Source organism: Pareuzebyella sediminis, from assembly GCF_008367235.1.
GTDB classification, from domain to species: Bacteria; Bacteroidota; Bacteroidia; order Flavobacteriales; family Flavobacteriaceae; genus Pareuzebyella; species Pareuzebyella sediminis.
This window is the reverse complement of the sequence record NZ_VTZS01000003.1, coordinates 209,058-231,210: the sequence shown is the minus strand read 5'-3', so window position 1 is coordinate 231,210 and position 22,153 is coordinate 209,058. Positions and strand designations below refer to the sequence as shown.

Genomic DNA, 22,153 nt, shown 5'->3' with positions numbered 1-22,153 from the left:
ATGGCAGAAGATTTAAAAGTTAGATATTCGGATAAAGATTTGGCAGAATTCAAAGCATTGATTGAAGAGAAAATTGAAAAGGCTAAAAGTCATCTAGACCTATTGCGCAGCTCTTATATGAATGATGGCAATAACGGTACCGACGACACATCACCTACCTTCAAGGCTTTTGAAGAGGGGTCCGAAACGATGAGTAAAGAGGCCAATACCCAATTGGCGATACGGCAAGAGAAGTTTATTAGAGATTTAAAAAATGCCCTCTTGCGAATAGAGAACAAAACGTATGGTATTTGTCGGGTAACAGGAAAGCTCATAAATAAAGAGCGCTTAAAATTGGTGCCCCATGCCACATTGAGCATAGAGGCCAAGAACATGCAGAAATAATTTTCGTAAGCTGTCACATGGTAAATAGGCCCACATGGTTTTTAGCACCATGTGGGTCGTATTGTATGAATACTAGGCCACTTTTTTTTCTCTTTATTTTTTTTCCGTTCCATCTTTTGGTATCGCAAAAGATAATTGAAAAAACCTATGTCAATCCAGAAATCAGCGCAGTAAATATCGACGCAGCGCAATTTTTCGAACTTTCGGTAGAAACAAGTGCGGGCGACGAAATGATCATTGAGGCCACTATAGATGGCGAATATAGAAAAGATTTGCTCCTGAGGGTGACGGAAGAAGGTCATACGATCTTTGTCGGCAGTGACTTTCAACCCAATTTCAGTAACCCGAACGATAAACTGTCCGCTCATAAGGTGATATCCATTCAAGTTCGAATGGTATTACCTCGATATAAAGATGTCGTGATTTATGGCCAAAGTTGTAATGTTAAGGTTCAAGGTATCTATAGTGATCTTTCGGTATCCTTGAATGATGGTCAGTGTATTTTATATGAGGTTTCGGAATCGGCAAGCGTTCAAACCCAGAGCGGAAATATTTTTGTGCACACTTCAAAAGCTAAAATCAGGTCGATCAATAAATACGGAAAGATTTTCAAAGATGATATTCAAGCAGGGGATGACCACTTTTTGCTCAACACCGTTACGGGCAATATCTTCCTAAGGAAAACCGAATAATATACCTATTTTTGCCCATTCAAAACAGTAGTAAAAACATGACCTTAAAGAAATCATTGTTGATTATCGTGGTGGTTTTATTAGTAGATCAACTAAGTAAGATTTACATAAAGACCCATTTTGTCCTTGGAGACTCCATTGATGTTTTGAGTTGGTTTAAAATACTTTTTATTGAAAATTCAGGTGCCGCTTGGGGTGCAAAACTTAGTGATTTTTTACCCATATCAGAGCCCGTCGGTAAACTGATTCTCACAGTTTTTAGGCTTTTTGCCGTTGGAGGGATCGGATATTGGCTCTACGATACCATAAAGAAGAATTCTACTAGAACTTTGATCTTGGCAGTTTCCCTAATCTTTGCCGGTGCTGTTGGAAATATTATTGATTCGGTTTTCTATGGTGTCATTTTCAGTGATAGCTATCAAGAGGTGGCCACCGCATTTTCATCAGAGCCTTACGGAGGTTTTTTTCATGGAAAAGTAGTAGATATGCTTTACTTTCCTATTATAGATACGAGATGGCCCGATTGGGTCCCCTATCTTGGAGGCTCTACCTTTAGATTTTTCGAACCTGTTTTTAATATCGCCGATATGGCGATAAGTACTGGAGTTGGAATCTTAATCGTTTTTAATAAAAAGGCATTCGGTAAAAAGGAAGACCATGCTATTGAAGAGGAGTATCAGACCAATCAGAAAGAGTAAATGTTATTGGGGGTGATACAATAATCCAACGGAATATCGTTCTCGCTGACATCGGTAATAGCTTCTTCCGCTTCGAAGAGAGAAAGACCTATTTTCTTTACATCTGCACGACATTCACTTAAGAACCGGTCATAGAATCCTTTGCCATATCCCACGCGATTTCCTAAACGGTCAAAGGCGATAAGAGGTACGAAGACGATGTCGATTTTACTCAAAGCTACTTCGCAACCTTTCACAGGCTCGGGAACATTCCATCGATTTTTTTGCAATATGGTCGAGTTGGTGAGCAAATAGTGCTTTAGAATCCCTTTGCCAACGACCTTAGGAACTACAATATTTTTGTTTTTCCCCTGTAGGATGGATAGGATGAAGGAAGTATTTATTTCCTTTTGCTCTGAAATAGTAAGAAACAAATGATAATATTGGTGTGACCATATGGGAAGTTTTAAAGAGGCCTTTGCGATGCTCAAGCTTGAACTCAGGAGTGCGATATCGGAGATGGAAGCTCTACGAAGTTTATAGTGCGATCTTAAATCTTTTTTTAGCATGGATTCATTGATCAAACACCGATAAGAAAAAGGCCAAGGCTCGTCTAATCTTTAGCGTAGACGGTATAATATATCTTGAAAGAAATCATCAAGATCAGGTACAAACCTAAGGTAATTATGTATTTATCCATGTGGTAAATGATTTTGACCTTTTAAAAATAATTAAAAAAACATTAATTAAACTTTAAAAAACAACTTTTTATCGACGAACTGCATCTTTTAGTCTTTTTTTAACAATATATAAGATGTATATCACAAATTTAACGATTGTACATAGGTGCAATAAGTACTTGATACCGACCATAAAGTAGTACAAACCAATACAGCATTTAAAGCGCGTTAGGTTATTTAGGCTCTCGTCTCTGGGAAAAAGAGACTATTCGCCTTGCAACGTTAAAAATAAAATAAAAGCCCATTGCCTTTTAGTAAAACATAGTAATTTAACTTATCAAAAGAATTGCCGCCGAGGTCTAATTTGATTAATGTCCTACTGAATGTCCCACATTCCCGTTGAATTACAGTTGAGTACGTTGCCCAGTAATCCTGGGGTGTACCAATTCTATGATTCTGATGACAAAATGCTATACGTAGGCAAGGCAAAAGATTTAAAGAAACGTGTAGCCTCTTATTTTAACAAAAAACATGAACATGGCAAAACCCGTGTCATGGTAAAAAAGATAAGCCGAATCAAACACATTGTTGTTCCAACGGAGTCGGATGCCCTTCTATTGGAAAATAACCTGATCAAAAAGTATCGACCTAGGTACAACGTGTTGCTAAAAGACGATAAGTCCTATCCATGGATTTGTATAAAAAACGAACGTTTCCCCAGAATTTTCCCTACTCGAAAATTAGTCAAGGATGGTTCTGAATACTACGGCCCCTACACAAGTATGAAAACGGTCAGAACCTTACTGGATTTGATCAAAAGTGTATATCCGTTGCGAACTTGCAATTATGACCTATCTCAAGACAAAATAGATGCTGAAAAGTATAAGGTTTGCCTTGAATATCATTTAGGGAATTGTAGGGCCCCCTGTGAAGGAATGCAGACCGCGGAAAATTATCATGCGCAAATCGAAGATATTCGTCAAATCATCAAGGGCAACTTCAAATCTTCATTGCATTATTTTAAGGCGCAAATGAAATATTTGGCCTCCCAAATGCAATTTGAGGAAGCTCAACGAATGAAGGAAAAAATTGAAGTTTTAGAAAACTATCAAGCGAAATCTACTATTGTCAATCCTAAGATTAATAATGTTGATGTATTTACCATAGTTTCTGATGAGTCCCATGCTTATGTGAATTTTTTGCAGTTGTCGCACGGATCTATTGTTCGATCACATACGCTTGAAATAAAAAAGAAGCTAGATGAAACGGATCAACACCTTTTGTCTTTGGCCATTTTGGAAATACGGGAACGGTTCAATTCACAATCCAGAGAATTATACTTGCCTTTTGAGATTGCGATTTTCCCAGATTTAAAGATAACGGTACCGAAATTAGGAGATAAAAGAAAGATTCTCGACTTATCGGAACGAAATGCAAAATTCTACCGACAAGAACGGTTTAAACAAATAAAAATTATTGACCCTGACCGACATACTAACCGTATTATGGCACAAATGAAGAAGGACTTAAGATTGCAAGAAGAACCTCGCCATATCGAATGCTTCGACAATAGTAATATTCAGGGGAGCAATCCAGTAGCGGCCTGTGTCGTGTTCAAAAATGGCAAACCCGCTAAAAAAGAATATCGTCATTTTAATATTAAAACGGTTGATGGCCCTGACGATTTCGCATCAATGGAAGAGGTCGTATTTCGACGGTATAAGCGACTTGTGGCCGAAGGGGAGCCGTTACCCCAATTGATTGTCATCGACGGCGGCAAGGGTCAGTTGTCTTCTGCGCTGAAGAGCCTCGATATTCTAGGTCTTCGTCGTAAAATTGCAATCATTGGTATTGCCAAACGGTTGGAGGAGATTTATTTTCCGGAAGATCCAATACCATTGTACCTTGACAAGAAGTCCGAAAGCCTTAAAATTATACAGCAGCTACGCAATGAGGCCCATCGCTTTGGAATTACGTTCCATCGTAATAAAAGGAGTAAGGCTGCAATAAACTCCGAGCTGCAAAGTATTGAAGGTATAGGAGATAAGACCGCTGAAGAGCTTCTAAAAAGTTTTAAATCGGTAAAAAGAATTAAGGAGGCGTCCATTGAAACCTTGGCGAAGGCCATCGGTATTTCAAAGGCCAAGAAAATTTATGAGACATTTCACTGACCTCTAATTATCACGCGATGATCCAGTTTGAATTGATTTTTGTATGATTTGGTCGGTTAAAAGGAATTGAGAAAGTAATTGGAATCCCAAATGCGACGAAAGATGAAGAAACGAAGAATAAAGACCTTGACAGAAGTCGACAGGTAAGCTAATTGGCAAAGAGGATGCAAAAACTGGTCGTTATCTTGTTATTTTTATTTGTGGGAGCCTTCTCGATGGCACAAAACCAAGGTCTGGAAAATAAGGACCTCAAGGTAGGTTTGGTCCTAAGCGGAGGAGGAGCAAAGGGTATGGCTCATATAGGTGCTTTGAAAGTCATCGAGAAAGCCGGTATCGAAATCGATTATATAGGTGGTACAAGTATGGGAGCCATTGTAGGTGCACTCTATGCTTCTGGCTTTTCCGCATTTGAGCTTGATTCCATTTTTAAGAATACCGACTTTACAGACTTGATTGAAGATACACTTCCAAGAGGAGCAAAAACCTTTTATGAAAAGGAAAATTCTGAGCGCTATGCCATAACCCTGCCGTTCAAGAAATTCCAGGTTTCAGTACCTCAAGCGTATTCTGGAGGACAGAATGTATATAATGAACTCGTTCGTTTATTATACCCGGTTAGAGATGTAAAAGACTTTAAGAATTTGCCCATTCCTTTTCTATGCATTGCCACGGATATCGAATCGGGTGCAGAAGTATTACTTGATAAAGGGTACCTGCCAGAAGCGGTCATGGCCAGTGGGGCATTGCCTTCTCTATTTGATCCTGCCATTGTTGATGGTCGAGTACTTATTGATGGTGGGGTGGTAAACAATTATCCCGTTGAAGAGGTACGGGCGATGGGTGCCGATGTCATTATCGGCGTCGATGTTCAGCACGGCTTAAGAGACCGAGAGGCCCTATCATCGGCGACGGAAATCTTACTTCAAATAAATAATTATAGAACCGCATTGGATATGGAAAGGAAGTCTGAGCGTACCGATATCTATATAAAACCCGATATGAGCGAGTACAGTGTCATTGATTTTAATCTTTATGAGGCCATTATTGCGAGTGGGGAAAATGCTGCGATGCAAAAATATGAAGAGCTAGAGCGGCTTGCACCACATAGTGAACTTAAAAGGAGTAAATCGATTCGAAAGGTACAGACTCAAGATTCGCTTACCATAAACAAAATGGTGATTACAGATGCGGAAAATTATACCCGTGGCTATGTCAAGGGTAAGTTGAGGTTTGAACTCGACGAACCGACCACATTTGGTAAGCTGCAACAGGGAATCAGCAATCTATCCGCCACCGGCAATTTTCAGACGATACGATATAGGTTGTCTACCAGAAACAATGAGGAAGAGTTGACCTTGAAGCTGATAGAAAACCAGAATAAGACTTTCATCCGTTTAGGCGCTCATTATGATAATCTTTACAAAACTGCGGGAATCATCAATTTGACCCAGAAGAACTTTCTTATGCGCGATGATGTTACATCCTTTGATTTTATCATTGGCGACAACATTCGTTATAACTTTCAATATTATGTGGATAAAGGGTCCTACTGGAGCTTCGGTATCAGCTCACGTTTTAATGAGTTTGGAAAAGATATCAACTTTGACTTGATACGGAGTAATTTTGAAATACCTTTTGGCGCAAATATCAATACGATAAATCTCGATGTGAAGGACTTTACGAATCAAATGTACGTACAGACTGTATTACGTGAAGAGTTTGCATATAGAATGGGTATAGAATACAAATTTTTAAAGTACAGTACAAAGACGCTAAGGCAAAACGGCGAAGACGATTTTCTAGGCCTCACCATCGAGGATGACCGAACCCTTTTTGAGAAAAGCAATTTTTATAGTGCTTTTGGGCAACTTACATTGGATACGTACGACGACCGATATTTTCCTTCCAAAGGCTTATTTTTTGATGGGGATTTTCATTTTTATGTGCTGTCATCTGACTTTAACGATAATTTCAAGGAATTTTCTATTGCGAAAGCCCGAATGGGCACAGCTTTTCCTTTGTTTTCGAATTTATCAATGAATATTGAGACGGAAGGAGGCTTTAAACTGGGCACCTCGAATGTGACTTCCTTCGATTTTGTATTGGGAGGCCTTGGTGCCGACTTGATAAATAATTTTACCCCATTTTTAGGATATGATTTTTTAAGCTTGCCAGGAAATAGTTTCGTCAAAGCCTATGGTAGGTTGGATTTTGAATTTATACCTAAAAATCATTTTATGTTTTCGGCGAACTATGCCAATGTCGACGATGACCTTTTTAGAACGGGGGATTGGTTTACGAGCCCTGATTTTTCAGGGTATGGTGTCGGTTATGGATGGGAATCATTTTTGGGTCCTTTACAAGTGCATTATACGTGGTCTCCAGAAGGCAAGTCCAGTAATTTCTTTTTTAGCCTCGGATACTGGTTTTGATAGAAAAGAACCAGTTTTCCTTTTTCCGAATATTTGTAATACTGATGTTCAATGAATGAAGAGACATAACGGCCATTCTTTGGGCCATATAGTAAAACGCTAGACCATTCGTTTCATTCTTTTGGAGAATTCACTACACAGCAAGATCCAAGAATAAAATTTAAATTCAAGAAATAACTCCTTCTTTTTTATGACGTTCAAAAGCTAATGGATATCATGTCGAATTTAGATAATTGCTCATTATCAATACCCAATGTGGTTCCCAATACTATTTTAAATTCAGGAATCAAAAGATGAACAAGGCGAAATGGTGCTGTCGGGTGTCTTATCTTAGGGCGAAACCATTTTATACAACTAAATATGTTTATTGAAATTATTCGGGAAGTGAAATTTTAAGGCTTTGTTTGAATCTATTGAATGGGAACTGTAATCACTAGGAACGCTTCATGAAAAAAATGAAATTGGATTGACGATCTGCCTCTGAAATAAGGTTCATCTAGTCGGTTCTACCGTTTTCTCTTAACAAATTGCCAATTTTTTTCTTGTAAGTAAAAAGAACTGTTAATGTAATAGTTAAAGTAAGTTAAAACCGTTTGCTATGAAAAAGTATGGTTTAAATTTGTTGGTGTAAGGGGTGGTTCCCTTACAACTTTAAGTATTGGTTTTTCATAATTTAAAGTTTGGTTGGTTATTTAGGAAAAGCCTTGACAACATTGTCAAGGCTTTTTTTTATTTGCCCTCTTTTATAGGTATGTCATAGGCATACAATACTTTGGAATAAATTTTGTTTAAGTAATGTACTTTAAATCATGTTTAGACAGGCATTTTGTAATTTTGCTCTAACGTATCGCTATGAAAAAAGTCGTAACGCTATTATTATTACTATCTCTCTTTTCCTCGTTAGCGCAAGGAGGTGATTCGGCCTTTGAGCCTGGCGAATGGCTAAAATTCCGTATGCATTATGGAATTTTAAACGCTAGCTATGCTACTTTACATGTAAAATCGGCCAGTATAGATGGCGTACCTGTGTATCATGTGGTTGGCAAAGGGCGCACAACAGGTTTCGCAAGTGTTTTTTTTAAGGTAGATGACACCTATGAAAGCTATTTCGGAATGGAAGATGGCAAGCCCTATAAATTCATTCGGAAGATTAACGAAGGTGGCTATACCAAAGATTATGACATTCGTTTTGATCATAAAAAAGATGAGGCGATTTTAAATGATAAAAAACACAATAAGAAGTATAATTTCGAACTACAGGATAGTATTCAAGACTTATTATCCGCGTTCTATTATCTAAGAAATAATTACGACCCTGATGATTTGATCAAAGGGGAGGCGATTACACTTAAGATGTTGTACGATGATGATGGTATTTTCAATTTTAAGCTAAAATATTTGGGCACTGAAATTTTGAAAACGAAGTTTGGTAAAGTAGAATGTTATAAATTTAGGCCTTACGTGCAATCGGGCCGGGTTTTTAAAGAGCAAGAGAGCCTTTCCCTTTGGGTGTCTGCCGACGACAATAAAATCCCCGTACGTATTCAGGCCGATTTAGCGGTCGGATCGATCAAGGCCGACCTGGATGGTTACAACGGTTTGAAGCATCAATTTAAAATTATAATGGACTAGGTCTAGAATGAACGACAAAGAGCGTATTGATTCCCAAATATCCAGGCTTGAAGAGAAATATAAAGACTCAGGCCAAGATCTGAGCTCTTATTTAGATGGTTTGCTGTACCAGAGATATCTTACCTACTGGGATTACATACACCTTGATACCTTGCTGAGCCTTCAAGTGCCACGTACATACTTTCCCGATGAGGAAATTTTTATCATGTACCATCAGATCACCGAGCTATATTTTAAGCTCATACTCCATGAGCAAAAGCAATTGGTTGACGATAAATCACAAAACCTTGATTTCTTTATTGAGAAAACCAGACGGATCAACAGTTACTATAAGGCTTTGATCTCATCTTTCAGTATCATGATCAAAGGCATGGAGAAGGAACAATTTTTACAATATAGGATGGCCTTACTTCCTGCAAGCGGATTTCAGTCTGCACAGTTTAGAATGATAGAACTTTACGCTACACCATTGGAAAACTTGGTGCACGAAAGTGAAAGGCATCATTATTCATCGAAAAACAGTATTGAAGAACTCTACGAGAATATCTACTGGAAAAAGGGCGCTACCGACTTATCTACCGGTGAAAAAACATTGACCTTAAAGCAATTTGAATATCGGTATACCCCTCGTTTAATACGTATTGCGAAGCAGGTTCAAAATAATACGATTTACCATAAATATCTACGCTTAGAAGCACATAAAAAAAATAATAAAGAGCTGATCGGTGCGTTAAAGAAGTTAGACATAAACGCAAACGTGAACTGGCCTTTGATGCATATGGGCTCTGCACATCGTTATCTTGGAAAGGATAAAGATCAAGTAGAGGCAACCGGGGGTACTAATTGGAAAGAATATTTGCCGCCAAGTTTTCAGAAAATCGTTTTTTTTCCGGAAATTTATTCGAAACAAGAGTTAAATAATTGGGGAAAGCAATGGGTAGACCATATCTTTAACCCCGACAAAACAACAGGAGATTAAAATGCAAAAATACTGGGGCCTAATTTTAATGCTATTTCTTTCACTTTCCTGCAAAGACGGAAAAACCGTGAATCAGGAACTCTCCAAAAAGAAGATTGCGTCAATTGTGCCCATAAAAAAGCCTATCGTAAAACAATTTGGTTTTAATCTCGACGAGTTTACAGTCAAACAGGATACTGTTAAACGGGGAGACAGTTTTGGTGAATTAATGTTACAGCACAAGGTGGAATATCCTAAAATTGCAAAGATAACTGAAGAGTTCAGAGATACTTTTGATGTACGGAGAATACGTGTTGGAAAACCGTATCTGATTTTAAAATCAAAAGATACTACGGAAACGGCACAAGTTTTTATTTATGAAAATGACCCTATCAATTATACGGTTGTTGATTTGAGGGACAGTGTGGTGGCCTATAAAGAGAAGAAAGAAGTCAAATATAAGGAGCGCGAGGCTTCGGGGGTTATAGAAACTTCACTTTCCGAGGCTATTTTAGACCAAGGTATAGACTATAACGTAACGAATAACCTATCGGAAATTTATGCTTGGACGATTGATTTCTTTAGATTGCAAAAAGGTGACAAGTTCAAGGTTATCTACAAAGAAAAATATATCAACGATTCGATATACGCGGGTGCAGGACCTATAGAGGCGGCCTATTTCGAACACGAAGGACGACCCATTTATGCCTTTGCATATGAAAACGATTCCCTTAAAAGTATCGTAGATTATTTCGATGAGGAAGCCAATAATCTAAGGAGGACCTTTTTAAGGGCCCCGGTTCAATTTAGCCGTATTTCATCCCGATACAATTTGAAAAGAAGAATTCGATATTACGGCAATAAAGTTAGACCACATAAGGGAACCGACTATGCCGCTCCTTTGGGCACCCCCATTATGGCTACTGCAGACGGAACGGTTACCGAATCTACACGGCGTGGAGGAAACGGAAAATATGTTAAAATACGACATAATGGTACCTACTCGACCCAATATCTGCATATGAAAAAGCAGAACGTAAAGAGGGGAGATTACGTCCGGCAAGGCGATATCATCGGTTGGATAGGGATGACTGGTAATACAAGTGGCCCTCATGTATGTTATCGGTTTTGGAAGAATGGTAGACAAGTAGACCCTCTTCGTGAAGAATTACCGAAGGCCGAACCCTTGGCCGAAAGCCTTCAACCCGCCTATTTTGAGTATATCACACCAAAAAAGGATCAGCTTGACTGCATACTGTATCCTGAAATGCCTGTAGAAGAAGACTTTCCTTCGGAGGATATGGTTTCTTTGAACAAGTGAATACTTGTTCGTTTGGGGGCAATTCTACTTTCTAGAAAGGGATAATTATGGTGGTGGCCCAAATTGAATTTCTTAACCTTCATTTTTTAATGCAGCTTGCTATTAGACCGTTTATGGTTTAAATTCGCCATTCAATTAGTCGAATCGCTATAAATAATCAAAATGGCATTGCAACATACAAACCCCACAACTACCCAGGCTTGGAAAAAACTGAGCCAACACTTCGAAGAAAATAAAAATGCCCATTTAAAAGATCTTTTTAAGTCGGACGGTGACCGAGCTAATAAATTTTCCTTACAATGGAACGATTTTTTGGTTGATTTTTCAAAGAACCGAATATCTGAAAAGACCCTTCAGTTGCTCTTAGAACTAGCCAATGAGGTAGGGTTGGGTGATGCAATTCAAAAACAGTTCGACGGCGATCTTATTAATCAGACTGAAGGGAGGGCAGTACTCCATACGGCCTTGCGGGCTAAAGAAGATGACGTAATTCGGGTCGATGGGAAAAATGTAGTGCCAGAGGTGTATGAAGTTAAGGCGCATATGAAGAAGTTTTGCGATTCCGTTATTTCCGGAAATAAGAAAGGATTTACGGGAAAGGCCTTTACCGATGTGGTCAATATTGGTATTGGGGGCTCTGATTTAGGTCCGGCAATGGTCACTGAGGCTCTGAAATTCTATAAGAATCGGCTAAAGGCCCATTTTGTCAGTAATGTCGATGGCGACCATGTTCATGAGATACTAAAGGAACTTAATCCTGAGACTACTCTTTTCGTGGTGGTGTCTAAAACCTTTACCACCCAAGAAACTTTAAGTAATGCGACCACTATAAAAAAATGGTTTTTGAAGCATGCCACGCAAAAGGATATCGCTTTGCACTTTGCGGCAGTTTCGACAAATACACAGGCCATATCCGATTTTGGTATTTCGGCGGAAAATGTTTTTCCTATGTGGGACTGGGTCGGGGGAAGGTTTTCATTATGGAGTGCCGTAGGGCTCTCGATAGCTCTAGCAGTCGGGTTTGAAAACTTCGATGCCTTGCTGGATGGGGCCCGGGCTATGGACCAACATTTCAAGTCTGCCGAATTTGCTGACAATATACCTGTAATGCTTGCACTTTTGAGCGTGTGGTACAATAATTTTTATGGTGCCGAAACGGAGGCGATTATTCCCTACACCCAGTATTTGAGCCGATTTTCGGCGTATCTACAGCAGGGTATAATGGAGAGTAACGGTAAAAGTGTCGATCGAAATGGAGACCGAGTGAATTACCAAACAGGAACAATTATATGGGGAGAGCCCGGCACCAATTCTCAGCACGCTTTCTTTCAGTTAATACATCAAGGGACTAAACTAATTCCTGTAGATTTTATAGGGTTCAAGAGTTCGTTACATGGCGATTTAGATCATCATCATAAATTAATGGCCAACTTTTTTGCACAGACCGAAGCGTTGATGAACGGAAAAACGGCGACAGAGGTACGAAGCGAACTCGAAGAGAAAGGTATGAATGAAGCTAAAATTCAAAAGTTGTTGCCATTTAAAATATTTGAGGGCAATCGGCCAACCAATACAATATTGATAGACAGGCTTACCCCCAGCAGTTTGGGTAGTCTTATAGCCCTCTATGAACACAAAATATTTGTGCAAGGTGTTATCTGGAATATTTTCAGTTATGACCAATGGGGCGTAGAATTGGGCAAACAATTGGCAGGCACGATACTAGAGGATATCAAAGGTTCTGAAATTGCCAATCATGATGCTTCTACACTGCAACTTCTTCAATCTTTTAAGAGTTGAAATAGTAATTTGTCAATTCTTGATAATATTTCATAACTCCTTGTCCGCCAGTCCTTGTTTTCACAATTTTAGGTTAATTTTGACATCGACTAATTTAACGTTGTCTTAATATTCGGGTGCCAAAAATAAGGCACTTTTGCGGCAACATCGAAAACGAAAAACACTCAAAAAATGAAAAATCTATACCTATTTGGGGTCGCCTTCTTTATGGCGGCCTTGGCCTTTTCTCAAGGAACGATTTCTGGAACTATAATTGACGAACAAATTGACCAGCCGTTAGCCGGTGCCAATATTTTGGTTAAAGGAACTACTAATGGGGTTTCGACCGATTTCGACGGTAATTTTTCAATCGAGGTTTCCGAAGCATCGGGTACATTGGTCATTTCCTATATTGGCTACATCAGAAAAGAGGTTCCTTTCAATGGTCCGGGCGAGCTTGGGCAAATTACATTGCTTGAAGATGCGGAAAGTTTGGATGAGGTCATTGTGACTGGGGTACAAGATATTGCTAGGGATCGGAAAACGCCAGTTGCCGTCTCTACCATTAAAGCAGCAGAGATCCAGGAAAAGTTGGGTTCTCAAGAATTCCCTGAAATTCTAAATACTACACCATCTATTTACGCTACCAAGACCGGTGGTGGTTTTGGTGACTCCCGTATCAATATTCGTGGTTTTGATACCAACAATTCGGCCGTAATGATAAACGGTGTACCCGTTAATGATATGGAAAATGGCCAAGTCTATTGGAGCAACTGGGCCGGCTTGGCCGATGTAACCTCTGCAATACAAGTGCAACGCGGTCTTGGGTCTTCTAAACTGGCCGTTTCCTCTGTAGGTGGTACAATCAACGTAGTAACGAGAAGTGCCACAAATGTAGAAGGTGGTACGATAGCCGGAACAGTAGGTAACGATGGTTATGTAAAGACCTTGGCGTCGTATTCTACGGGATTGTTAGACAATGGCTTTTCAACTTCCTTGTTACTGAGTAGAACCGGGGGTAATATGTATGCTGATGGAACTAAATTTGAAGGATACAATTTTTTCTTGGCTTTAGGCTACACCACGACGAACCATAGTTTGGAATTCACCGTTACTGGGGCTCCCCAGTGGCACCATCAGAGGGATTTTGCTCCCTCCATCGAAGATTATCTGGAGTATGGAGAGAATGGAGAACCAAACAGACGTTACAACAGTGATTGGGGATATTTAAACGGTAAAGAATTTAGTTTTCGCAGAAACTTTTATCATAAACCGGTAATTAGTCTGAACTGGGCTTGGACTATTAATGATGTTTCTACCCTAGAAACTTCTACCTATGCCTCCTTTGGTCGTGGTGGAGGAACCGGCGAAATTGGCGAAATCAATGGCCAAAGACAGTTCCAGTTACCCAGGTCTTCAGATGGTCTTGTACGTATAGATGATATCTTTGCCTACAATAGCGGGCAGTTGGTGCCAGATTTCAGTCCAACTCCTAGGGAACAGATAGATGGGCTGTATTTAAATAACAGTGATACAAATCCTAACGAGAACAATACCAATGGCATTACTCGAAGGGCATCGGTCAACTCCCACAACTGGTATGGTATTCTTGCTAATTTGAACAATCGGATAAGCGATAAATTGGTTGTCGATTTCGGGATAGACTTGAGAACTTACAAAGGTTTTCATTATAGAAGGGTCAACAATCGACTTGGAGGCGATGCCTATCTGCAGACCGATAATCGAAATAACGACCCCAATCCCATATTTTTTGAGACCTACGAAGCTAACCAACCATGGTGGGTATTTGGAAACATCGATGATGAAGAGAAAATAGATTACTACAATACAGGAATTGTAAACTGGCTGGGCGTATTTGGTCAAATAGAGTATAACTTTACCGATGATGTGACGACTTTTATTCAGGGAGCCCTTTCGAACCAAGGTTTTGCAAGAGAAGAATTTTTTGGGGAAACCCCTCCTGAAAAAACTGATTTTGAGAATATTCTTGGTGGTAATATAAAGGGCGGTATTAACTGGAACATCAATGCTAACCACAATATTTTTGCCAATGCTGGCTATTATTCCAAACAACCACTTTTTGATGCCGTTTACCTAAATTTTGGCAACAACCTCAATCCTAATCTGACCAATGAAAAGATTGTTGGTTTCGAATTGGGTTATGGATATAGAAGTGCTTCCTTTAGAGCGAATGTGAACCTATATCGTACAAGTTGGAAAGATAGGTTTGAAAGCGTCAATGCAACTTTTAATGCGGATACTCCTGAGGAAATACGGGGCAATGCTAACCTTTTGGGGATTACGCAAGTACATACCGGTATTGAGTTCGATGGACGCTTACAGGTAAACAATCGTCTGGCATTTACTGGGATGTTATCTATAGGTAATTGGGAATATCAAGATGATGTGAGCGCTACTTTCTTCGATAACGATCAAGAGCCTATTATCGTTGATGGACAGCCCCAACAGGAGATATTGCCTTTAGATGGTGTTAAAGTGGGCGATGCGGCGCAGTTTACGGCATTCATAGGAACCGATATTGGAATCATAGAAAATTTGAGTATTGATGCTGGATACCGTTTTGCCGATAACCTCTATGCCGACTTCGATGCCACCGACGTTACCGATCAGGGTGCTTTGAAATTACCCTCTTTTGGTCTCGCTAACGCCGGTCTGTCATACGGATTACCATTGGGTGAGAACCTGCTCAGCTTTCGGATAAATGTCAATAACGTATTCGATACTATTTACATTGCAGAATCAGATACTAATGATTTCGTCGAACCAGGTGATGTCACCTACGATGGTATCAATGTGAGTAACCGGGTTTTCTTTGGTTTCGGAAGAACTTGGAATGCTAGTGTTCGATTCAACTTTTAAAAATGTAATATTTTGTACATTAGCCCTGACTTTGAATCAGGGCTTTTTTATGCTCAAAAATCAGTACATTTAGAAGCTAAAATCAACATTATGTACGAAATCATTCAGACCGTTCATTCCTATTTGGCTTATATCGTATTGGCACTTCTGTTTTTTGCCGTCGCCAACGCAATAATTGGGTGGATCGGAAATAAAATGTTTACCATGCAGAAAGATTTGCGGCTCAGTCTATTTACACTGATACTGGCCCATATCCAATTGTTGGTAGGCCTTGTCTTGTTTTTTATTTCTCCAAGTGGCCTGCAGGCCATACAGACCCTCGGAATGGGAGGGCTCAATTCGGCATCCCGTTTGTTGGCTGTAGAACATCCGTTTATCAATATAATTGCTATAGTACTGATTACCATAGGTTGGTCTAGGCACAAGAAATTTGTCGAGGGAGATAAGAAGTTCAAGAGTATAGCTATTTTTTATGGGCTGGGTCTTGTCTTGATTTTAAGTAGAATACCTTGGGGCCAATGGTTTAATTAGGGCCTTTTCTTATTTTGAGTAATGGTCTAATCTAGAGATACGAGTATATTATTAATAACAAAAATTTGCTAAATGAAGTACATTTTAATCTTGGGGATTGTCTTACTGACAACTACAACTTATGCACAAAAAAAAGACCTTTTTAATGGCCGAAATCTTGATGGCTGGTCTATTTACGGCACTGAAAAGTGGTATGTAGAAGACGGTCTTCTTATTTGTGAGAGTGGGCCTGACAAGGGCTATGGCTATTTAGCAACAGACGCCGAATACAAAGACTTTGAACTCACTTTGGAGTTCAAACAAGAAGCCAATGGAAATAGCGGCGTATTTATTCGTTCAACTATTGAAGGCACGAAAATTAGTGGATGGCAGGTAGAAGTAGCCCCACCAGGGCATGATACCGGAGGTGTTTATGAATCGTATGGGAGGGGATGGTTGATCAAACCAGACCCTAAGAAAGATAAATATCTTAAAATGGGAGATTGGAATACAATGAAAATAAGGGTGAAAGGTGATAAAATTACCTCTTGGCTGAATGGAAAGAAAATGATCAGCTTGGTCGATGAAAAAATTGGACAAGGAGAAGGCTCAGTGGCCCTACAGATTCATGATGGGGGCGGAATAAAGGTTAAATGGCGAAATATCGAAATCAAAGAGCTATAGAGCCACCAAAATTACTCCCCCTTTCCGTGCTGAATCGGGGAGTTTCTTATTAAATAGATGAAGACTGGAAAATGGTCGGAATAACCTCCGGCGTAGCTACCTCCTGAATAGGTTCGAAAAGGATATCCCTTGTATTTTCCTTTTTTAGAAACTAAATAGTGCTTATTGAACACTTTTGCTTTCCAAAAGCGATAGCTGGTTAAAGGTGCTTCTAAAACATTCTCGGTAAAATAGATTTGGTCGAACAGGTTCCAACTGTCGCGATAGGCCAATGATCCGATTCCTTTTCTAAAGAGTTTTTCCATCGGGTTATATAGATCCCCTGTTTCAAGATTATTTTCTTTTCCGACGGTCTTAAGTACTTTTTTAAAGCTGTCGTTAATTGGGTCGTCGTTGAAATCGCCCATGCTGATAATACGGGCATCTACGTCTAATGATCGAATTGAATCAATGAGATGCTGATTCAATTTGGCAGCTGCGATTCTGTTAGGTCTACTTCGCGCTTCGCCACCGCTTCGAGAAGGCCAATGGTTGACGATAAAATAGAACTTTTCGTTGTCTAAAAGACCTGCAACTATCAGTTGGTCTCGAGTATAATTTCTAACCCCATCCTCATCGAAAAGCAATAACCGACGGCTGGCAAAGGAAATAGGTAAAAAGATGTTTTTCTTAAAAAGTAGGGCTACATCTATGCCTCGCTCATCAGGAGATTCGAAATGTACAATACCATAGTTTTTACCCTTTAAATTTTCACTATGCACCAAATCTTCGATTACGCGTAGGTTCTCAACTTCACAAAGGCCTAAGATATCTGGAGATGTTCCGGTAAGGGTCGAACCAATCTCGGAAAGTACCTTAGAAATGTTGTCGATTTTCTTTCTGTAGCGTTCGGGACTCCAATGATCCTTTCCCTCAGGCGTTCGGTCGTCGTCGAAAGTGAGTGAATCGTCTTTTGTATCAAAAAGATTTTCCACATTATAAAAGGCTATCGTTCGTATTTCATAATTTTTCTCCTTTTGGGCATTACATGTGAGTATTGCAAAAATGAGTATGCTCAAAAGACAGGTTCTCATATCAACGAATGGTACTCCAATTAACACTTTATAAAGATTTTACGTTAAAAAATAGTAAGATAATACTTATTATTTATATTTTGCAAAGCACTGCCCCACACCCTATGACATGCGATTTTTTTTCGTACTTATGAGTATTTACGTCCTACACCCTAGTCTTAAGGCTCAGAATCGCATTCAGGTTGCAGGAACGATATTTGACGCGGCGACCAAAGAACCCCTAAAGGAGGCGAAAGTTTCTATTGAAGGATTAAAAATTGTCGCCTATACCGAATTGAATGGAAATTTTCAGGTGGAGCGCCCGACCCAAGGAGAATATATTCTTCAGGTTTCCCAAAACGATTTTAATACCAAACGTATCCCAATTTCTGGCGGGGCAACTTTGTTGAACCTTGGTATTATTTATCTGGAACGTGATATTACTCTTGAACAAACCAACAATTTAGTGACGCTAACAGATGCTCAGTTGCTCGATGATGAAGTAAGTTCAAATTCTTTAGCTCTGCTTCAAGCTACCCGGGATGTTTTTCTTAATCGTGCCGCCTTTGATTTTGGCCAGACTTTTTTTCGGGTTCGAGGGTATGATTCACAAAACAGTACCGTGTCCATTAATGGTATCCCTATGAATAAATTTCATGATGGGCGACCCCAATGGAATAATTGGGGCGGGCTCAATGATGTGACCAGAAACCAGCAGTTTACGAACGGTCTTGAAGCTTCTGATTTTACTTTTGGTGGAATTATGGGAAATACCAATATAGATACCCGCCCTTCTGGATTAAGAAGTGGAACGAGGCTTTCTGCTTCCGTTTCGAATCGAACATATGCTGGTCGCCTTATGGCCACTTATAATTCAGGGCTACAAAAAAATAGGCTTGCCTATGCAGTCTCAGGTTCTAGAAGATGGGCGGAACACGGTTATATTGATGGTACTTTATATGATGCTTTTTCACTTTTCGGAGCAATAGAATATAAGCTGAACAAAAACCATGGCATCAACCTTACGGGGCTAATTGCATCGAATAGAAGAGGACGTTCCTCGGCAATTTCTGAGGAAGTGGTTGAAATGGTAGGGAAAAGATACAATCCGTACTGGGGTGAACAAGATGGAAAGGTTAGAAACGCCAGGGAACGTACCATCGAAGAACCCTTTATTACGTTCAACCATTATTACAAGACCGATCGATTTCGTTTGAATACAGGTATCGCCTATCAGTTCGGAAATTTCTACAAAAGCCGTTTGGGCTATTATAATGCGCCTAATCCCGATCCAACGTACTATCGCTATTTGCCCAGCTTCTATATTAACAGTCCTATTGGAGCCAATTTCATGAGTGCTGTGTCATCGTCTGAAGGTTTTAGAGACGATCCCCAATTAAAATGGGCAAATATATATCGGGCTAATAGCGGGGTCGAGGCGGCTTATGTATTAAGTGATGATAGAACCGATGATCGCCAGATCACTTTGAACACCATCGGAAACTTTTACGTGAACCATAATTTTCAGATAGATTTCGGTTTGACCTTTAGAAGCTTGCGATCCGATAATTTCTCAAAAATCGAAGATTTGTTTGGGGCAGATTACCATTCCGATGTCGATCCGTTTTCCGATACCTTGAACGATCTTAAAGGGCCGATTAATAAGAAGGAGGGAGAAATGTTCAATTATTACTATCGATTAGAAACTTCAGCTACCACAGGTTTTGTACAACTTCGATACGACCGTTCAAATTTTAATGTCTTTGTTTCCGGAGCGCTGGCCGAAACGGAATATGGCCGGAATGGAAAATTTCAAAATGAACGTTTTCTGAAAACCTCTTATGGTAAAAGCGAAAAATTACGTTTTTTAGACTACGGAGTGAAATCGGGCTTCACGTATATGTTGACCGGGAGGCACTGGCTAAAAGGTCACGGTGCTATCCTTACAAGACCGCCTGTATTACAGAATGTATTTATCAATCCAAGAGAAAATAATCTGGTCGTACCTGAGATCGAAAGCGAGAGGATTACCTCATTTGATTTCAATTATTTCCTGAGACTCCCAAAATTAACAGGCAGATTTACCGGTTATTATACGCGCTTTCAACGTATGACCGATGTCAATTTCTTTTTTGTCGATTCAGGAGTAGGCTCTGATTTTGTACAAGAGGTTTTAACTGATTTGGACAAGTTGCATAAAGGTCTTGAAATTGGGCTCGAATATCAACTGTCTTCAATGGTAAAGTTGAATGTCGTAGCTGGTGTTGGCAAGTATCTTTACGCCAGTGACCCCCATGTCATTATTAATTTCGACACCGTCGATGCCGAAGAAGACTTGATAAATCTTGAAGGCAACATCGACTTGGGCCCTGCCAAAATAAAGGATTATAAGCTTGGCCAAGGTCCACAGCAGGCATATGCCTTAGGAATTGAATATCGCGACCCAAAGTATTGGTGGGTAGCAATGACTACTAATTATCTGACGGATAATTATGCGAATATTTCTACTATAAAGAGAACAGAAAGCTTTCTAATAGACCCTGAGACTGGCACTTTTTTTCCGGATGCCACCGATGAATATGTAAATCAATTATTAAAACAGCAACCGCTGGAAAGTTTCTATCTATTGAATCTGGTAGGGGGCAAATCGTGGCTCCGCAAGGGTAAATATATGAGCATCTTTCTCAGCATCAATAATCTTTTTGATGAAACGTTCAGAACAGGAGGCTATGAACAGAGCAGAACCGGAAACTTCGGACAGTTAAGACATGACAACTTGAGTGGTAAGCCTTCTTTCGCTCCAAAATATTGGTATGGATATGGGCGAACTTTTTTTGTAAACGTTGCTTATAGCTTTTAAGCCTTTTGCTCGACAGTAACCATATTTACTAACCCTCAAAGGCCTATATAGATGATCAATGCATTATATAAGTTTCTTTTTTTCACACTGACATTTTTCTTGGGTGCGTGCGTGACCGATAGGGAATACGATCTTTTGAAAAACCAATGCAACATGAATTTGGTGGCCAATAGTACCTACGCTGAAGTAAAAATGCGCTTTCAGGGGGAGACCGTTCAAATTTTAGAAGATTTGATTATTGAGGGCTATGTAACATCTTCCGATAAGTTCGGAAATTTTTTCAATGTGCTTTACTTTCAAAATAGGCCTACGAATCCTACAGACGGCTTTCAAATAGAATTAGAATTAAGAGATTCTCATTTATTTTATCCGGTCGGAAGCAGAATACTTATAAAATTAAAGGGGCTATATCTAGGCAAATCGAAAGGTCAATTTAAGCTCGGCGGTACCTTTACTTCTTTTGGTAATGTCTCTGTCGGAAGGCTGCCGGCTGCTGTTCTTGATCAGCATATTTCAGTATCCTGTGATGAAAGTACAGCTATCGAGCCCACCCTGATTACCATCGAAGAAGTTGGGAAAAACCTTACGAATACCTTGGTAAGGTTGGCCCGTATGGAAATTTCAGAAGAAGAATTGGGCCAAACTTATGCCGTTCAGGGGGAGGAAACACAAAGAACGTTGGTCGATTGTGAAGACCGTGAAATAACGCTTTTGAATAGTGGCTTTTCTGATTTTCAGGAAGAATTGCTTCCAAATGGTAGCGGTGCCGTAGTTGGGGTTTTAATTCAAGAGGATGATAATTTTAGTTTGGTAGTACGCAGTGCCAAAGATCTTCAGTTTACCAACGAACGATGTGAAGACGTCATCGATGAATTCACATCGAGGCAGATATTTATCTCTGAATTGGCGGATCCGGATAATAATGTCGGGGCACGATTTGTGGAACTTTATAATTCAGCTTCAATGCCGCTCTCTCTTAAAGGCTGGCGGTTGAATAGATTTACAAACGAAAAAACGGAAGTAAGTTCTACTATTGATTTAAGCGGGCTCAATATAGCGGGGCTAAGTACCTTGGTCATCTCACCAAATGGTGATGAATTTGAAAACGTATATGGGTTTTCACCGGATTTAAGTGTCGGAACCAATAGTCCGGCCGATTCGAACGGCGACGACAATCTTGAACTTGTAGACCCCTTTGGGGAGACCATTGACATTTTTGGAATAATTGGAGAGGATGGAACCGCAACCAACCATGAATTTGAAGATGGCAGGGCTGTTCGCAAAACTTCGGTTACCGAAGGAAGCGCCAACTACAATTTTGAAGAATGGACGATTTACAATGATTCAGGTAATTTGGGGACTATCGATCAGCCTCAAAATGCACCTCATGATTTCAGTCCGGGAGTAAGAGATTGACCCT

16 protein-coding genes are annotated in these 22,153 nt (G+C 39.8%); 14 read left to right on the top strand and 2 right to left on the bottom strand.

Annotated features, from left to right (window positions below; all coding sequences use genetic code 11):
- From F2B13_RS11675 to F2B13_RS11665, 3 genes are all read left to right on the top strand, one after another.
- Entirely contained in the window at window positions 1–384 is a 384-nt protein-coding gene (locus F2B13_RS11675; RefSeq protein ID WP_149273225.1) for a TraR/DksA family transcriptional regulator, read from the top strand.
- Window positions 385–449: 65 nt separating this feature from the next.
- A complete protein-coding gene (locus tag F2B13_RS11670; protein ID WP_149304278.1) occupies window positions 450–1,076 on the top strand; it encodes a hypothetical protein in 627 nt (208 codons plus the stop codon).
- A gap of 38 nt (window positions 1,077–1,114) precedes the next feature.
- Window positions 1,115–1,774 carry a lipoprotein signal peptidase gene (locus F2B13_RS11665; RefSeq protein WP_149273221.1) on the top strand — a complete coding sequence of 220 codons (660 nt, stop codon included), beginning with the start codon at window positions 1,115–1,117 and terminating at the stop codon, window positions 1,772–1,774.
- On the opposite strand, the gene F2B13_RS11660 is transcribed toward F2B13_RS11665, so the two are convergent.
- The gene (locus tag F2B13_RS11660; protein WP_149304277.1) at window positions 1,762–2,322 is read right to left on the bottom strand and encodes a 5-formyltetrahydrofolate cyclo-ligase; all 561 of its coding nucleotides are present in this window, start codon (window positions 2,320–2,322) and stop codon (window positions 1,762–1,764) included. The two genes, F2B13_RS11665 and F2B13_RS11660, sit on opposite strands and share 13 nt — an antisense overlap.
- A gap of 494 nt (window positions 2,323–2,816) precedes the next feature.
- On the opposite strand from F2B13_RS11660, the gene uvrC reads away from it, so the two are divergent.
- The 9 genes from uvrC to F2B13_RS11615 all read left to right on the top strand — a co-directional run bounded on the left by uvrC (window position 2,817) and on the right by F2B13_RS11615 (window position 16,821).
- Window positions 2,817–4,604 (top strand): excinuclease ABC subunit UvrC, encoded by a 1,788-nt coding sequence (uvrC, locus tag F2B13_RS11655; protein ID WP_149304276.1) that lies wholly within the window; start codon window positions 2,817–2,819, stop codon window positions 4,602–4,604.
- A gap of 164 nt (window positions 4,605–4,768) precedes the next feature.
- Complete coding sequence (locus F2B13_RS11650; protein ID WP_149304275.1) at window positions 4,769–7,036, top strand: patatin-like phospholipase family protein; 2,268 nt, start codon at window positions 4,769–4,771, stop codon at window positions 7,034–7,036.
- An 852-nt stretch (window positions 7,037–7,888) separates the two neighbouring features.
- Window positions 7,889–8,668, top strand: coding sequence for a DUF3108 domain-containing protein (locus F2B13_RS11645; protein ID WP_149273213.1), 780 nt, complete (start codon window positions 7,889–7,891; stop codon window positions 8,666–8,668).
- A 7-nt stretch (window positions 8,669–8,675) separates the two neighbouring features.
- Window positions 8,676–9,647 carry a tryptophan 2,3-dioxygenase family protein gene (locus tag F2B13_RS11640; RefSeq protein ID WP_149304274.1) on the top strand — a complete coding sequence of 324 codons (972 nt, stop codon included), beginning with the start codon at window positions 8,676–8,678 and terminating at the stop codon, window positions 9,645–9,647.
- Between the two features lies 1 nt (window position 9,648).
- A complete protein-coding gene (locus F2B13_RS11635) occupies window positions 9,649–10,947 on the top strand; it encodes a M23 family metallopeptidase (RefSeq protein WP_149304273.1) in 1,299 nt (432 codons plus the stop codon).
- Between the two features lie 162 nt (window positions 10,948–11,109).
- On the top strand, window positions 11,110–12,747 hold the full coding sequence (gene pgi, locus F2B13_RS11630) for a glucose-6-phosphate isomerase (RefSeq protein WP_149304272.1): 1,638 nt from the start codon (window positions 11,110–11,112) through the stop codon (window positions 12,745–12,747).
- A 171-nt stretch (window positions 12,748–12,918) separates the two neighbouring features.
- Window positions 12,919–15,627, top strand: a complete 2,709-nt coding sequence (locus F2B13_RS11625; RefSeq protein ID WP_149273205.1) for a TonB-dependent receptor — start codon at window positions 12,919–12,921, stop codon at window positions 15,625–15,627.
- Between the two features lie 90 nt (window positions 15,628–15,717).
- Window positions 15,718–16,158, top strand: a complete 441-nt coding sequence (locus F2B13_RS11620; protein WP_149273203.1) for a hypothetical protein — start codon at window positions 15,718–15,720, stop codon at window positions 16,156–16,158.
- A 72-nt stretch (window positions 16,159–16,230) separates the two neighbouring features.
- Window positions 16,231–16,821, top strand: a complete 591-nt coding sequence (locus F2B13_RS11615; RefSeq protein ID WP_149273201.1) for a 3-keto-disaccharide hydrolase — start codon at window positions 16,231–16,233, stop codon at window positions 16,819–16,821.
- A gap of 11 nt (window positions 16,822–16,832) precedes the next feature.
- On the opposite strand, the gene F2B13_RS11610 is transcribed toward F2B13_RS11615, so the two are convergent.
- Window positions 16,833–17,894, bottom strand: coding sequence for an endonuclease/exonuclease/phosphatase family protein (locus F2B13_RS11610; RefSeq protein WP_149273199.1), 1,062 nt, complete (start codon window positions 17,892–17,894; stop codon window positions 16,833–16,835).
- A gap of 109 nt (window positions 17,895–18,003) precedes the next feature.
- Here F2B13_RS11610 and F2B13_RS11605 point away from each other — a divergent pair, with 109 nt between their 5' ends.
- Together F2B13_RS11605 and F2B13_RS11600 are read left to right on the top strand one after the other, a co-directional pair.
- Window positions 18,004–20,733: a TonB-dependent receptor gene (locus F2B13_RS11605; protein ID WP_149304271.1), complete on the top strand. Its 2,730-nt coding sequence runs from the start codon at window positions 18,004–18,006 to the stop codon at window positions 20,731–20,733.
- A 51-nt stretch (window positions 20,734–20,784) separates the two neighbouring features.
- A complete protein-coding gene (locus tag F2B13_RS11600) occupies window positions 20,785–22,149 on the top strand; it encodes a DUF5689 domain-containing protein (RefSeq protein ID WP_149304270.1) in 1,365 nt (454 codons plus the stop codon).
- Window positions 22,150–22,153: the final 4 nt, after the last annotated feature.

Coding starts and splice junctions, on each gene's coding strand:
- F2B13_RS11675 (WP_149273225.1), top strand. CDS start 1: ATGGCAGAAGATTTAAAAGTTAGATATTCGGATAAAGATTTGGCAGAA.
- F2B13_RS11670 (WP_149304278.1), top strand. CDS start 450: ATGAATACTAGGCCACTTTTTTTTCTCTTTATTTTTTTTCCGTTCCAT.
- F2B13_RS11665 (WP_149273221.1), top strand. CDS start 1,115: ATGACCTTAAAGAAATCATTGTTGATTATCGTGGTGGTTTTATTAGTA.
- F2B13_RS11660 (WP_149304277.1), bottom strand. CDS start 2,322: ATGCTAAAAAAAGATTTAAGATCGCACTATAAACTTCGTAGAGCTTCC.
- uvrC (WP_149304276.1), top strand. CDS start 2,817: ATGTCCCACATTCCCGTTGAATTACAGTTGAGTACGTTGCCCAGTAAT.
- F2B13_RS11650 (WP_149304275.1), top strand. CDS start 4,769: ATGCAAAAACTGGTCGTTATCTTGTTATTTTTATTTGTGGGAGCCTTC.
- F2B13_RS11645 (WP_149273213.1), top strand. CDS start 7,889: ATGAAAAAAGTCGTAACGCTATTATTATTACTATCTCTCTTTTCCTCG.
- F2B13_RS11640 (WP_149304274.1), top strand. CDS start 8,676: ATGAACGACAAAGAGCGTATTGATTCCCAAATATCCAGGCTTGAAGAG.
- F2B13_RS11635 (WP_149304273.1), top strand. CDS start 9,649: ATGCAAAAATACTGGGGCCTAATTTTAATGCTATTTCTTTCACTTTCC.
- pgi (WP_149304272.1), top strand. CDS start 11,110: ATGGCATTGCAACATACAAACCCCACAACTACCCAGGCTTGGAAAAAA.
- F2B13_RS11625 (WP_149273205.1), top strand. CDS start 12,919: ATGAAAAATCTATACCTATTTGGGGTCGCCTTCTTTATGGCGGCCTTG.
- F2B13_RS11620 (WP_149273203.1), top strand. CDS start 15,718: ATGTACGAAATCATTCAGACCGTTCATTCCTATTTGGCTTATATCGTA.
- F2B13_RS11615 (WP_149273201.1), top strand. CDS start 16,231: ATGAAGTACATTTTAATCTTGGGGATTGTCTTACTGACAACTACAACT.
- F2B13_RS11610 (WP_149273199.1), bottom strand. CDS start 17,894: ATGAGAACCTGTCTTTTGAGCATACTCATTTTTGCAATACTCACATGT.
- F2B13_RS11605 (WP_149304271.1), top strand. CDS start 18,004: ATGCGATTTTTTTTCGTACTTATGAGTATTTACGTCCTACACCCTAGT.
- F2B13_RS11600 (WP_149304270.1), top strand. CDS start 20,785: ATGATCAATGCATTATATAAGTTTCTTTTTTTCACACTGACATTTTTC.